This is a genomic window from Methylosinus sporium, assembly GCF_003113265.1.
GTDB lineage: Bacteria > Pseudomonadota > Alphaproteobacteria > Rhizobiales > Beijerinckiaceae > Methylosinus > Methylosinus sporium.
The window spans coordinates 1-13,681 of the sequence record NZ_PUIV01000033.1 but is presented as its reverse complement, the minus strand read 5'-3'; the positions used below and the strand labels follow the sequence as shown (position 1 = coordinate 13,681).

Annotated in this window: 11 protein-coding genes; 6 read left to right on the top strand and 5 right to left on the bottom strand. The window is 65.2% G+C overall.

Annotated elements, in window-relative coordinates; genetic code table 11:
- Positions 1-15: 15 nt before the first annotated feature.
- The 3 genes from C5689_RS15800 to C5689_RS15790 all read right to left on the bottom strand — a co-directional run bounded on the left by C5689_RS15800 (position 16) and on the right by C5689_RS15790 (position 5,089).
- A complete protein-coding gene (locus tag C5689_RS15800; protein ID WP_108918218.1) occupies positions 16-3,183 on the bottom strand; it encodes an efflux RND transporter permease subunit in 3,168 nt (1,055 codons plus the stop codon).
- On the bottom strand, positions 3,180-4,346 hold the full coding sequence (locus C5689_RS15795; RefSeq protein WP_244594750.1) for an efflux RND transporter periplasmic adaptor subunit: 1,167 nt from the start codon (positions 4,344-4,346) through the stop codon (positions 3,180-3,182). Before C5689_RS15795 ends, C5689_RS15800 begins: the two co-directional genes overlap by 4 nt.
- Positions 4,347-4,681: 335 nt before the next feature.
- Positions 4,682-5,089 carry a hypothetical protein gene (locus C5689_RS15790; protein ID WP_108918216.1) on the bottom strand — a complete coding sequence of 136 codons (408 nt, stop codon included), beginning with the start codon at positions 5,087-5,089 and terminating at the stop codon, positions 4,682-4,684.
- A 136-nt stretch (positions 5,090-5,225) separates the two neighbouring features.
- Here C5689_RS15790 and coaBC point away from each other — a divergent pair, with 136 nt between their 5' ends.
- The 6 genes from coaBC to dnaA all read left to right on the top strand — a co-directional run bounded on the left by coaBC (position 5,226) and on the right by dnaA (position 11,051).
- Entirely contained in the window at positions 5,226-6,482 is a 1,257-nt protein-coding gene (gene coaBC / locus C5689_RS15785; RefSeq protein ID WP_108918215.1) for a bifunctional phosphopantothenoylcysteine decarboxylase/phosphopantothenate--cysteine ligase CoaBC, read from the top strand.
- Positions 6,479-6,985, top strand: coding sequence for a dUTP diphosphatase (dut, locus tag C5689_RS15780; RefSeq protein WP_108918214.1), 507 nt, complete (start codon positions 6,479-6,481; stop codon positions 6,983-6,985). The genes coaBC and dut overlap by 4 nt, the downstream gene beginning before the upstream one ends.
- A complete protein-coding gene (locus tag C5689_RS15775; RefSeq protein ID WP_108918213.1) occupies positions 6,982-7,428 on the top strand; it encodes an RrF2 family transcriptional regulator in 447 nt (148 codons plus the stop codon). The genes dut and C5689_RS15775 overlap by 4 nt, the downstream gene beginning before the upstream one ends.
- Before the next feature lie 51 nt (positions 7,429-7,479).
- Positions 7,480-8,253 carry an enoyl-CoA hydratase gene (locus tag C5689_RS15770; protein WP_108918212.1) on the top strand — a complete coding sequence of 258 codons (774 nt, stop codon included), beginning with the start codon at positions 7,480-7,482 and terminating at the stop codon, positions 8,251-8,253.
- Between the two features lie 136 nt (positions 8,254-8,389).
- Positions 8,390-8,656 (top strand): 30S ribosomal protein S20, encoded by a 267-nt coding sequence (gene rpsT, locus C5689_RS15765; protein ID WP_108918235.1) that lies wholly within the window; start codon positions 8,390-8,392, stop codon positions 8,654-8,656.
- A 907-nt stretch (positions 8,657-9,563) separates the two neighbouring features.
- A complete protein-coding gene (gene dnaA / locus C5689_RS15760; RefSeq protein WP_108918211.1) occupies positions 9,564-11,051 on the top strand; it encodes a chromosomal replication initiator protein DnaA in 1,488 nt (495 codons plus the stop codon).
- Positions 11,052-11,093: 42 nt separating this feature from the next.
- Here dnaA and C5689_RS15755 read toward each other — a convergent pair whose 3' ends face one another.
- Positions 11,094-13,121, bottom strand: coding sequence for an O-linked N-acetylglucosamine transferase, SPINDLY family protein (locus tag C5689_RS15755; protein ID WP_174800281.1), 2,028 nt, complete (start codon positions 13,119-13,121; stop codon positions 11,094-11,096).
- Positions 13,122-13,218: 97 nt separating this feature from the next.
- The coding region (locus tag C5689_RS18430; protein ID WP_158271820.1) for a hypothetical protein at positions 13,219-13,681 on the bottom strand (463 nt) is incomplete at its 5' end.

The window sequence follows — 13,681 nt, the reverse complement described above, 5'->3', positions numbered from 1 at the left end:
AGAGCGCCGTCTTCTTCACGCGACGGTCGTTGCTTCGCTAGACGAGCGCGGCCGCGGGAGACGGCGCGCCGCCGCGCGGATCGCGACATAGAACACCGGAGTGAACAGCAATCCGAAGAGCGTCACGCCCAACATCCCGAAAAAGACGGCGGTTCCGATCGCGTGGCGCAATTCTGCGCCGGCGCCCTTGGCCATCATGAGCGGCGCGACGCCGAGGATGAAGGCGAGAGACGTCATCAATATCGGTCGCAGCCGCAGGCGGCACGCGCGAACCACCGCCTCGGTCGACGATAGGCCTTGCGCCTCGAGGTCCCGCGCGAACTCCACGATGAGAATGGCGTTCTTGGCGGCGAGACCGACGAGCACGATCAATCCCACTTGCGTGAAGACATTATTGTCCTGCCCCATCGACATCACGCCGATGATCGCGGACAGCAGGCACATAGGCACGATCAGAATAACGGAAAGCGGCAAGAGCCAGCTCTCATATTGAGCGGCGAGCACGAGGAAGACGAATATGACGCTGAGGACGAAGAGGCCGCCGCCGCCGGCGGCCAGTCGCTCCTGATAGGACAGCTCCGTCCAGGCGATCGTGTAGCCGCTCGGCAGCGTTCGCTCCGCGATGTCTTCGACGATCGACAAGGCGCTTCCCGAGCTTATCGTCGGCAGCGCCGCTCCGATCACTTCGGCGGTCGGATAGAGATTGTAGCGCGGAACGCGATCGGGAACGCTTCTGGCGCGAAAGCTCGCGATCGAGCCCAGCGGGACCATCGCGCCGGCGTCGCTTCTCACTTTCAGCGACCCGATCTGCTCCGGGTCGAGCCGGCTCGCGCCTTCCGCCTGGGCGATCACCTGATAGGTGCGCCCCGACAAATTGAAGTCATTGACATAGGCGCTGCCGAGATAGGCCTCCAGAGTGTCGTGGACGCGCGATGTCGGGACGCCGAGCATCTCCGCCTTGGTTCTGTCGATATCGAGATAGAACTCCGGCGCGGACGCTCGGAACGGCGAAAAAGCGAATTGAATGCGTGCATCGGCTTTGAGCGCCGCCACCAGATCGAGCGTGACGGCGGCGAGACGCGCCGAGCCGCGACTGTCCATGTCTTGAACGCGCAGCGAGAAGCCGCCCGACGATCCGATGCCTCGGATCGTCGCAGGCGAGATGATCGTGATTTGCGCTCCGGTGATGTCGGCGTAACGCTTCTCGAGCTCCGCCCTGACGGCCGCCGCGGATTTCGATCCGTCATAGCGCTTGTCGAACGCCTCGAGCTGAACGAATACGACGCCGGCGCTCGAGCTCTGGGTTCCCGTCGCGACGGAACGGCCGGGGAACATATGCGCCCATCCGACTCCCGGAATGCCGCGCGCGCGCGCGCCCATCTCGCGCACGATCGCATCGGTGCGCTGCAGGGAGGAGCCGGCGGGAAGCTCGGCTATGGCGATCAGATAGCCCTGGTCGGCGACGGGCACGAAGCCGCGGGGGACGATCGAAAATATGAAGACCGCCGCCACGACCAGAGCGCCATAGAGAATCAGCATCATCGTCATGCGTTCGACGACGCGCCGAATGATCGCCGAATAGCTTTCGGAGAGCGCGTCGAAGAAGCGATTGAATCCGTCGACGATCGGCGTCGTCACTCTCGCGAGAAGCGTTTCCGGCCGATGGACGGCGTCGTGACGCCGGAGGAAAAGACCGGAGAGCGCAGGGCTGAGCGTGAGGGAGTTGAAGGCCGAAATGACGGTCGCGACGGCGATGACGACAGCGAATTGGCGAAAGAACTGCCCGGTTATTCCGTCGAGGAACATGGTCGGAACGAAGACCGAGACGAGCACGAGCGCGATCGAGATCAGCGCGCCGCCGACCTCGTCCATCGTCTTGCGCGCCGCTTCTCTCGCCGAGAGCCCTTCGCGCAGATAGCGCTCGACATTTTCGACGACGACGATGGCGTCGTCGACCACTATGCCGACGGCGAGCACGAGCGCGAACAGCGTCAATGTGTTTATCGTGTAGCCGAGGGCCGCCATGACCGCGAAAGTTCCGATCAGCGACACCGGTATCGCCAGCAGCGGAATGATCGTGGAGCGGGCGCTCTGAAGGAACAGCAGCACGACGAGGACGACGAGGACGATGGCCTCGAAGATCGTATGCTGGAGCGCTTCGATCGACGTTCGGACGAAGAATTCGGTCGGATTATAGGTCATCATATAATCGACGCCGGACGGCATCGTGGCGCCGAGCCGCCGCATCGTGCTCTGCACATCCTGCGAGGCTTCGAGCGCATTGGTTCCCGGCCGCTGGTAGACGAGCATCGCCGTCGCCGCCGTGTCGTTGATATAGGCGTTGGTTCCATATTCGCGGGCGCCGAGCTCGGCTCGCCCTATGTCCTTCACGCGCACGATGCGCCCGTCGACGCCGCGCTTGACGATCATCTGCTCGAAGGCCGTCGGCTCCTTGAAGCGTCCCTGCACGGAGATCGAAGGCTGAAAGGCCCGGTCGCCCGGAATGGGGGGCTGCGCCAGAGCGCCGCTCGCCACCTGGGCGTTCTGAGACCGCAACGCTTCGACGACATCGCCGACCGACAGTCCGAGCTCGGCGATTTTGTCGGGGTCGAGCCAGATGCGCATCGCATATTCGCGCTCGGCGAGGATTTCGGCGCTGCCGACGCCCGGAAGCCGGCGAAGCACGGGGACGACCTGCTGCGCCGCATAATTCGACAGATAGAGGGCGTCGCGGCTGCGATCCGGCGAGATCATCTGCACGACGAGCAGGAAGTCGGGCGCATTCTTGTTCACGCTCACGCCGATCCGGCGCACGACGTCCGGCAAGCGCGGCTCGGCGAGCGCGACGCGATTTTGAACCAGCACTTGCGCCTTGTCGAGATTCGCGCCGGTTCGAAAGGTGACGGTGAGGCTGAAACGGCCGTCCCTGGTCGATTGCGACTGCATGTAGATCATGTCGTCGACGCCATTCACCTCTTGCTCGATCGGCGTCGCGACGGTCTCGGCGATGGTTTGCGCGCTGGCGCCCGGATATTGCGCCGTCACCGTCACGGTCGGCGGAATCACCTCGGGATATTGCGAGATCGGCAATCGGCTCGCCGAAACGCCGCCGATGATCAGCAGAGCGATCGACAAGGCGATCGCGAAGACGGGACGATCGATGAAAAAGCGCCCGAGATTCATTGTGAGAGGGTCCTCCCGCCTGCGTCGGCTCGTTTCGAGACGGCCGATGGCGCTGCTTCGAGAATTGCGACGGCTTGCCCCGCCCGTATGTTCTGCGAGCCCGAGGTCACGACGAGATCGTCTGGGCCGACTCCGCTTCGCACGACGCGCAGACCATCGACGATCGGTCCGAGCGTGACCGTCCTCCGCTCCGCATTTCCGCGGTCCACGACGAATACGACATGCGACGCTTGATCGACGGAGATCGCCTCGTCCGGGATCATCACCGCGCGATGCGCGCCGGTTCCTGCGATCTCGATTCTGGCGAAAAGGCCCGGAACGAGAGAGAGATCCTTATTATCGACGATGGCGCGCAGCCGGATCGTGGCGCTGTCGCGATCGATCTGGTTGGCGACGAAATCCAGCTCTCCCGAACGGGTGAAGTCCGCATCTCCCGACAGCGCGATGCGCACCGAATTTCGAGCGTCGCGCAGGCTCGGCCGTCCGCCGTCCGATCCTCCATGCATGTATCGCAGATAGGCCTCCTGATCGACGTCGAATGTGATGCGGATCGGATCGAGAGAGACGATATCGGTGAGAAGCGTCGCATTCGAATCGCCGCCATTGACGAGGTTTCCGACACTGACGGCATGAGCGTCGATGCGACCGGCGACGGGCGCCCGGACATTGGTGAATTCGAGATCGAGCTTGGCGCGATCCAGAGCGGCTCCTGCGGCCGCGAGACGCGCCTCGGCCTGTCGAAGAGCGGCCAGCCGCTGCTCGTAGACTTCTTCGGCGACCCCGATTTTTCGCAAGGATTGCGCGCGCGAGAGCTCCTGACGCGCGAGCGCGACCGCCGATTCCGCGACTCTGCGTTCCGCCTCCGCGGCGGACACGGCCAATTCGAAGGGACGGCGATCGATCGTGAACAGCAGGTCTCCTTCTTTCACCAGCTGGCCGTCGGTGAAATGAATATCGGTCAGATAGCCGCTCACGCGCGCGCGCAGCTGCACGCTCTCCACTGCGCTGAATCTCCCGGTGTATCGGTCCCATTCGACGATCGTCTTGACGGTCGGCTTGGACGCCGTCACGCGCGGCTTGGGCGCTTCTGTCGTCTGTGTGGGTCTCGCGCCGCCGAGACCGAATGCGTAGAGCGCGAGAGCCGTCGCGCCGAGAATTGTCACGGCCAATCGAGGCCGTCCGAGAAAAAGCTTCATTCGCATAGGCGCTTCTTCAATGTGAGGCGTCGGCCCCGAGGGCGTCGGCCGGACCGAACCGAACGCGCACAAGGTAACGGCTTTGTTTTCTGTTGGTTATGACAAAAATCGGCATGGGGTTATGAGCATGGCTCATCAATCTTCGGCTGAGCCGCTGCGCGCGAAGGTCATGCGATAGAAGACGTCAGAGAAAATCTTTCCATCGGCGGCGACGACGCTTTCATCGCTTTTCGTCTTCGCGGGGAGAAGAAGCGCCTCGATCCGCGCGTCCGGCATGGGCGATGAGCGGGAAACGCGAACGCTCACGCCCGTCCAGAGACCGCCGCCCCGGCGAGCAGCCGCAGGCGGAAGCTCGCCGCATCGAACCCCGCCTCGCCGTCGGCCGTCTCGATCAGCGGCTCCGCGGCGGCGGCCCGAAGCAGATCGGGGTGGGCGAGATCGACGCCGAGGTCGCCGGGGCTGGTCCAGCCGCGAAGCGCGCCGAGGCTCTGCAGCCGCAGCAGAGCGGTGACGCGCAAATCTATGGCGACGGCGACGACATCGGCCGTGTCGGACAGGCCGCGGCGCTCGAGCAGCTCGAACAGGCGGGCGGAGCGCGAGCCCGAGGCTGAGCCCTCCTCCGCCGGCGGCGCGCGCAGCATGTCGACGACCTCGCCGAGGAGATCGGCCGAGATCAAAATGCGATTCACCTTGTCCAAATAGTCCGACATCCCTTCCCTCGCGCGGGCGCTCGCGAATATAGACCAAGGCGTCGCGACCGGATACGGCTTCGATGGCCCGCGCCCTTTCCGGGCCGGCGCGAAAAAGAGTATTCTGCCGCCCTTCCATCGCCAGCGGAGCCGTCGCGTGGTCTTTTCCGATCCACAGAGCCTTTCGGGCAAGCGCATTCTGCTCGTCGTCGGCGGCGGCGTCGCCGCCTATAAGGCGCTCGATCTGGTGCGCCGACTGCGCGAGCGCGGCGCCGCGGTGCGCGCGGTCCTCACCGCGGCGGCGGCGCGCTTCGTCACGCCGCTCTCCTTCGCCAGCCTCACCGGCGAGCGTGTCTATGAGGACCTCTTCTCGCTCACCGATGAACAGGAGATGGGCCATATAAGGCTCTCGCGCGAGGTCGATCTCGTCGTCGTCGCGCCGGCGACGGCGCATCTTCTGGCGCGCATGGCGCAGGGGCTCGCCGATGATCTGGCGACGACGCTCCTGCTCGCCACGGATAAGCGGACGCTGGTCGCGCCGGCGATGAATCTGCGCATGTGGTTGCATCCGGCGACGCAGCGCAATGTCGCGATCTTGCGCGGCGACGGCGCGCTGTTCGTCGGTCCCGACGAGGGCGAGATGGCCTGCGGCGAATATGGCCCCGGCCGCATGGCGGAGCCGCTCGCCATTGTCGCCGCGATAGAGGCGGCGCTGCGGGTGGACACGCGCTTGCCGCTTCCCGGCGCTGCGCCGGGGCCGCTCGCCGGACGTCATGTGCTCGTCACCTCCGGGCCGACGCGCGAGCCGATCGATCCGGCGCGTTTTCTCTCCAACCGCTCCTCCGGCAAGCAGGGCCACGCCATCGCCGCGGCGGCGGCGCGCGGCGGCGCGCGCGTCACTCTGGTGAGCGGTCCGGTCGAGATCGCCGATCCGCAGGGCGTCGCCACGCGCCATGTCGAGACGGCGCAGCAAATGCTCGCGGCGGTGGAGGCGGCGTTGCCGGCCGATATTTTCATCGGCGCCGCCGCGGTCGCCGATTGGCGCGTCGAACCCTCCGCCGACAAAATCAAGAAAAGCGCCTCGGGCGCGCCGCCGACGCTCGCGCTGCGCGAGAATCCTGACATTCTCGCGCGCGTCGCGCAAAGGGGCGCGGGGCGGCCGGCGCTGGTCGTCGGCTTTGCGGCGGAGACGCGCGACGTGCTCGCCCATGCGCAAGAAAAGCTAGCGCGCAAAGGTTGCGATCTCATCGTCGCCAATGACGTCGGCGCCGGGGTTTTCGGCGCGGACAGCAATGAGGTTCATCTCGTCACGCGCACGGGCGTGCAATCTTGGCCGCGGCTCGGCAAGGACGAGGTCGCGGCGCGGCTCGTCGCGTATATTTGCGAAAGCCTCGCGGCCGGGGGAACGCCATGAACAAGAGCGCCAAGACCGAGATCGCGAAGACCAAGATCGCCGTCCGCCGCCTTCCGCATGGCGAAGGCCTTCCCCTCCCGGCTCATGCCAGCGAAGGCGCGGCCGGACTCGATCTCTGCGCCGCGCTCGCGCCGGGTGGCAAGCTCGTGCTCGAGCCGGGCGCGCGCGATCTGGTGCCGACGGGCCTCACCATCGCTCTGCCGCCCGGTTTCGAGGCGCAAGTGCGGCCGCGCTCCGGCCTGGCGCTGGAATTCGGCGTCGGCGTGCTCAATGCGCCCGGCACCATCGATTGCGATTATCGCGGCGAGGTGAAGGTTCTGCTGGTGAATTTCGGCGCGCATCCGTTCGAGATTTCGCGCGGAATGCGCATCGCTCAGCTCGTGGTCGCGCGCTATGAGCGCGTCGAGCTGGTCGAGAGCGCCGAGGCGCTGGCGGAGACCGCGCGCGGGGAGGGCGGCTTCGGCTCGACCGGAACGGACGCGGTCGGGGGTGGGGCCGAATGAGCCTGCTGCCGCGTCCCGCGCGTCTCGCCGTGCTGGCGGCGCTCGACATTGCTCTGCATTCGCGGTCGCGGCCGGTGTCGTCGCGGGCGCTGGCGGCGCGTCACGATCTGCCGCCGCGCCATCTCGAGAGCATGTTGCAAGCCATGGTGCGCGCCGGCATTCTGAAGAGCGTACGCGGCCCGGCCGGCGGCTATGAGCTCGCGCGCGAGCGCCGCCGCCTCTATATCGGCGAGATCGTGCGCGTGGCTCTGCGCGCGGAGGAGGGGGCGCAGGACGGCGAGGAGCCGCGTCTGCTGACGCTCGCGGTCGATCCCGTCTTTGCGGAGGCGGAACGGCAGGCGCTGGCCAAGCTGGACACGATCACTCTGGACGAGCTGCACGGGCAGGCGGTCGCCGCGGGTCTCGGCGAAATCGAGGCGAATGAAGGCGACTTCGAAATTTGACGAGCGCATAATAGGAACTGCGCTGCGCTCGAGAAAAGCAGGAGGCCGGCCTTGGATTACGAGACGATCGAGATCGAGCGCCATGGACGCGTCGCTCTGCTGCGGCTGAACCGGCCGCGCGCGCTCAACGCGCTGAATGCGAAGCTGATCGGCGAGATCGCCGACGCTCTGACGCATTTCGAGGCGGACGCCGAGATCGGCTGCGTCGTGCTGACCGGCTCGGCCGAGGCCTTCGCCGCCGGCGCCGACATAAAGGAGCTGCGCGACAAGACTGTCGCCGAAGCCTATCTCGACGATTTCCTGGCGCGCTGGGACGGCGTGGCGCGCGCCCGCAAGCCCGTCATCGCCGCCGTCGCCGGCTATGCGCTCGGCGGCGGCTGCGAGCTCGCCATGATGTGCGACTTCATCCTGGCCGCCGATACGGCGAAATTCGGCCAGCCCGAGATCAAGCTCGGCGTCATTCCCGGCTCCGGCGGCACCCAGCGGCTGGTGCGCTCCATCGGCAAATCCAAGGCGATGGAGCTCGTTCTCACCGGCCGGCTGATGGGCGCGGAGGAGGCCGAACGCTGCGGCCTCGTCGCCCGAATCGCGCCTGCGGACAAGCTTCTGGAAGAGGCGCTGAAGAGCGCGCAGACGATCGCCGCTCTGTCGCTGCCGGCGGTGCTGATGGCCAAGGAGGCGGTCGAGCGCGCCTATGAGACGCCCTTGTCGGAGGGCGTGCGTTTCGAGCGGAGAATGTTCTATTCCCTGTTCGCGACCCATGATCAGAAAGAGGGCATGACGGCCTTCATCGAGAAGCGCTCGCCCAAATTCGAGCATCGCTGAACGCTCGTTCCGACCGGCCATTGACGAAGCGCGGCCGGCCCGCGTATAAGGCGCGCGAACTGGCCGCGATTTCGCGGCCGCTTTGCTTTTTTGGGCGGCGACCCCGCCCTTCGCCTCGACCGTCGAAGGAACACAGATGGCCAACACAAGCTCGGCCAAGAAGGCCGTCCGCAAGATCGCCCGGCGCACGGCCGTCAACCGCGCGCGTCGCAGCCAGCTGCGCACGCAGGTGCGCAAGGTCGAGGAGGCGATCGCGAGCGGCGACGCCGCGACGGCGGCCGCCGTGCTCAAGAGCGTCGCGCCGGTCGTGATGCGCGCCGCGCAGCATGGCGTCATTCACAAGAATACCGCATCGCGGAAAGTGTCCCGCCTGACGGCGCGCGTGAAAGCGCTTTCGGCCTGATCTTTTCTTAACCAGACAGCACGTTTCGAAAGCCCGGCTCCGCCGGGCTTTTTTGCGTTCTGCGTAATTGTTCGACGAACGGAGAAACCGATTCCGCTAGTCTGCGTAGTGTGAGATTTTTTTTCACACGCTTTTCTTGTGCGCAGCGTATATGGTTTAAAAACAGTTAATTGCGTTAAAGGCTCGTTGCGCCGTCAGCGCTTGCCGGGGTTGACACGGCTTCTTTGCCGCAGCGCGCGCCGCGCTCATGCGCGGAACGCTCGTCGGCGCCTCGACGGGCCATTAATTTTTCTGAGCGGCGAATCATGACTTTATCCAGGCGAAACGCGTGACTGCGGCGGCGATGCGGCGTCGATCCGCGCCTTCTGCGGCTCGACCATCGTTGCGTGCGCAAAAGCGGGCGTGTAGGTTCAAAACGTGGCGTGGCGCTGAGGACCGGCGTCGCTCGGAGGGGTGAGTGAACGAATGTAGGCCCGTAAGCGACACCTTCTCTGCGATAGACTGCCCGACGCATTTTGGGGAATGCGTCGACCACACCATGAATGCATCGGCTAAAATTCCCGCTGGGTGCGTTTCTGTCCGCGTATCTTCAGATCCGATTATCAGGACCGCGACGAGCTTTCGCTCGTCGCGGATGTAGGGGTGATGTGATGGCTTTTGGGCGGCGAGCCGACACGAGAACGAGCGACGACTCGGCGCAGCGGCATGATGCGCGAGGCCGCGGTCGAAAGGATGGATGCAATCCACTCGACCTCGGCGAATGTTCCGCGGGTCCTCCGATCAGGCTGTAAGCGTCCCCTAAGCGTCGATCGCGCATATCGATCAATACCGACCGCTCTATCCGTTTCACTCTGACGACGCTGTCGAGGCGGCGCGCCTCGACTCGTCTTCTGCGCGAAAGAAAGCCATGTCCGATAATAATGATGACCAGTCGAATTCCAGCGAGCTATCGATCGAGAACCGGCAAAAATGGGAGCGCGTGCGCGGGCGGTTGCGCGCCGAGCTCGGCGAGGCGGTCTATAATTCGTGGTTCGCGCGGCTGGAGCTCGAAAGCTTGAAGGACGGCGCCGCGCTGCTGACCGTGCCGACGAAATTCTTGAAGAGCTGGATTCAGTCTCATTATGCGGATCGCATCCGCACGCGGCTGTGCGCGGAGTTTTCGTCGCTCGACCATGTGGTCATCGACGTGCGCTCGCCGACGCGCCGCGCTCGCCCGCGTGATGCGGAAATCGCCTCCGGCGCAGCCGTCGAGAAGACGTCGCCGGCGCCGGCTGCGGCCATTGTCGAACGCCTCGAGCCTCAGGCCGCCAAAGCGCCGATGCGCGCCGTCGCGCGCGCCGACGGCGAGTCCTTCGGCGGCTCCCCGCTCGATCGCCGTCTGTCGTTCTCGACCTTTCTGGTCGGCCCTTCGAACCAACTCGCTTACGCCGCCGCCTGTCGCGTCGCCGACGCCCGTCCCGGCGAGCATCCGCTGTTCAACCCGCTCTACACTCATGCCGCCGTCGGACTCGGCAAGACGCATCTGCTGCAGGCGGTGGCGCGCTCGGCCAATGACAATAAGCGCCGCGTGCTCTATCTCACCGCCGAGAAGTTCATGAGCGGCTTCGTCTCCGCGCTGACGCAGCATTCGTCGATCGCCTTCAAGGAGAAGCTGCGCAACATCGACGTGCTGATCATCGACGATGTGCAATTCCTGCAAGGCAAATCGATTCAGCAGGAGTTCTGCCACACGCTGAACTCGCTCATCGACGCCGGCAAGCAGGTCGTCGTCGCCGCCGATCGTCCGCCCTCCGATCTCGAGACTCTCGACGAGCGCGTGCTGTCTCGCTTCAAGGGCGGCCTTTGCGTCGACATCGGCCCGCTCGACGAAGAATTGCGCATGAAGATTTTGGAGGCGCGCATCGCCGCCGCGCAGGAGGCGCAGCCGAGCTTCCATGTGCCGCCGGCGGTCGTCACCTATATCGCCAAGACGATCGTCACCAATGGCCGCGATCTCGAAGGCGCGGTCAATCGCCTGCTCGCCCATTCGACGCTGAACGGCGCGCCGCTCTGCGTCGAAACGGCGGAGAACGCCATTCGCGATCTCGTGCGCAGCGCCGAGCCCAAGCGCGTCAAGATCGACGACATTCAAAAACTCGTCGCCAGCCACTACAATATTTCGCGCGCCGATATTCTCTCCTCGCGCCGCACCGCCAATGTCGTGCGCCCGCGGCAGATCGCCATGTATCTGTCCAAGGTGCTGACGCTGCGCTCGCTGCCCGAGATCGGCCGGCGCTTCGGCGGACGCGACCATACGACCGTGCTGCACGCGGTGCGCAAGGTCGAGGATCTCGCCTCCAAGGACAAGAGCCTGTCCGAGGTCATCGAGCTCTTGAAGCGAATGCTCGCCGAATGACTTATGACCGAATGACCGAATGACATGGGCATGGCCGCGCGTTCAGCGCGGCCGCCACATGCGCGCATCGGGCGCGATCGGATAGGCGGCGTCCCAATCCGCGAGCTTGCGCTCATAGAGCGCCGCATAATCGGCGTCGCCGAGCAGCTCTATTTTCTCGAGATCGAGATCGAGCCCGATCTCGTGATAAATATCGAGATTGCGCAGATCCGGACGCGGCAGCTCACCGCGCTCGTAATCGCTCCACATATTGCGATAGAGAGTCTCCAGCTCGCCGACGAGGCGCGGCGTGTCGAACAGCAGCGACGTTTCGCGGACCTTCGCCAGACGATCTCGGACCCCGGCGAGCTTGCGCCCGTCCTTGCCGAGCTCGATGGCGAGCGCGACATAATCCTCCGCCGAGGCGCAGGCGAGCTCGCCGACGCCCGCCGCGCGCACTAGGCTGGCGCAGACGCGCGAGGCGAAGCTGCGGCCGGCGAAGGTGACGATCGGCACGCCCATCCACAACGCATCCGCCGCCGTCGTATGGGCGCCATAGGGGAAATTGTCGAGGAAGAGATCGGCGAGCGGATAGCGCGCCAAATGGTGCGGATTGGCCATTTTATCGGCGAAAATGACCCGCTCCGGCGCGACGCCGCGCGCTTTCGCCTCCTCGCGCACGCGCGCGTTGGTCTGCTCCGCGCCGGTGAGCAGCCACAGCACGCTACCCGGAACCGCCGTCAATATGCGCGCCCAGCGATCGAAGGTGAGCGCGGTGAGTTTCTGCATTCCATTGAGCGAGCAATAGACGAAGGCGTTCTCCGGCAATCCCGCCTCGGCGCGCGTTGGCCGGTTCGGCGCGACGACGCGCTTGCGGTCATTGGGCTGATAGCAGGGCAGCCGCACCACCTTCTCGGAATAATAGATTTCCGATTCGTCCGGGATGATCACCGGATCGGCGATGATGTAGTGATGATAGGGACTGCCCATCGTGCCGGGGAAGCCGAACCAGTTGACGATGATCGGCGCCGGGCGCAATGAGAACACCTTGGTGCGCGCATCCTTGGTGTAGCCGTTGAGATCGACGAGAACATCGATCTCGTCCTCGGCGATCTTCGCCGCGGCGGTTTCGTCGTCCATTCCATTGATGTCGGTCCAGCGATCGACGGCGGCGACGATGCGCTCGCGTGTCGGATCATTGCGCGCAATGCCGCAATAATAAGCGTAGATCTCGAAATGCGCGCGATCATGGGATTCGAGCACATCCGTCATCGCGAAGCCGACGGCGTGCTCGCGCAGATCGGATGAGACATAGCCGATGCGCAGCCGGTCCTTGCCGCGTCTTTTCTCGGCCGGGAGCAGCCGGCGCTTCGGCCGGCCGATGGCGCGCTTCTCGTAATGATGCGCCTTGGCGAGCTGGAACATCGGATCGTCGCAATGATTGGCGAGGGACAGCGACGATATGCCATTGGCGAGATCTGCGCGGGTCACGCGCTCGGAGGGCTGCACGACCGGCCATTTGCACTGGCGTTGGCGCAGCGCGATCCAATGCTGGACCACTTCCTCCCGCTCGGGATCGATCTCGAGAATCTGCCGCAGCGCATCTTCCGCAGCCTCGTCCTTATTGAGGCTCTCAAGCACGCGCGCCGTCTGCTGCAGCGCGCTCAGCTTATGCGCGACCGACTCGCCATTGACGGCCGCGGCGCGCTCGACCAGCGCCATCCATTGCGCGACCGCCGCGCCCACCTGGCCCGAATCTTCGAGCAGCCGGCCGAGATTGATATAAGGCGGCTGGAAATCCGGCTGGATGCGAATCGCTTCACGCAGCGCATTGATCGCGCCGGAGCGGTCGCCCGCGTCGGCCAGCGCGGTCGCATAGTTGAAATAGGCGGCATAGATGACGGGATCGTCGACGTTGAAGGCGATCCAATGCTTGTAGAGCTCGACCGCCCGCCGATCGAGCCCCGCCGCTTTGAGCTGCGCGGCGGCGGTGAATAGATCGGCGATGCTCAGTTTGCGCGAGAGGGATTTTTCGACCGCATTTTTGAACAGTGCGAGGGCGGACTCCGATTCGTTCGGCTGGGCAGGCATGTCGACGTCCATTCGAGAGGGCGGCGCCCGAGCGATTTCGCCCGAAACGCCGTTGCGGACGCGTGACGAAGGTCACCGCGTCTCGCGCCCCCCGACGTCAGCCGACGAGAGACACGAGCGCGATAGCTTGAGCCACGGACATTGCCTGAATCTGGGTTGTCGTGAAGGCGTTGCCCTGGGTCGTGGTGAGAGCGGAGATATCCGTCGTCGTCAGGCCGGCGATGGCCGACGTCGTCAGCGACGGAATGCCGGTCGTCGCGTTCAGCGCAGTGAAATTCGTCGTGCTGAGCGCGGCGAGCTGCGTCCTGGTGAGGCCGGCGGCCTGAGCGCTGCTCAGAGCGTCGATCTCGGTGGTGGTCAGCGAATTGATCGCGCTCGCCGACACCGCGCCGATCTGGGCCGCAGTCAGCGCCCCGATCTGGGTCGAGGTGAGATTGCCGACCGCCGTCGAGTCGAGGCCTGCGATCTGCGAGGTGGAGAAGTCTCCGGCGTCGATGGCGTCGAGATAGGCGGCGGAGAGACCGCCGATCTGCGTGGCGGTGAGGCCGCGCACCTGGGTC

Coding starts and splice junctions, on each gene's coding strand:
- C5689_RS15800 (WP_108918218.1), bottom strand. CDS start 3,183: ATGAATCTCGGGCGCTTTTTCATCGATCGTCCCGTCTTCGCGATCGCC.
- C5689_RS15790 (WP_108918216.1), bottom strand. CDS start 5,089: ATGTCGGACTATTTGGACAAGGTGAATCGCATTTTGATCTCGGCCGAT.
- dut (WP_108918214.1), top strand. CDS start 6,479: ATGAACAAGAGCGCCAAGACCGAGATCGCGAAGACCAAGATCGCCGTC.
- C5689_RS15775 (WP_108918213.1), top strand. CDS start 6,982: ATGAGCCTGCTGCCGCGTCCCGCGCGTCTCGCCGTGCTGGCGGCGCTC.
- rpsT (WP_108918235.1), top strand. CDS start 8,390: ATGGCCAACACAAGCTCGGCCAAGAAGGCCGTCCGCAAGATCGCCCGG.
- dnaA (WP_108918211.1), top strand. CDS start 9,564: ATGTCCGATAATAATGATGACCAGTCGAATTCCAGCGAGCTATCGATC.
- C5689_RS15755 (WP_174800281.1), bottom strand. CDS start 13,121: ATGCCTGCCCAGCCGAACGAATCGGAGTCCGCCCTCGCACTGTTCAAA.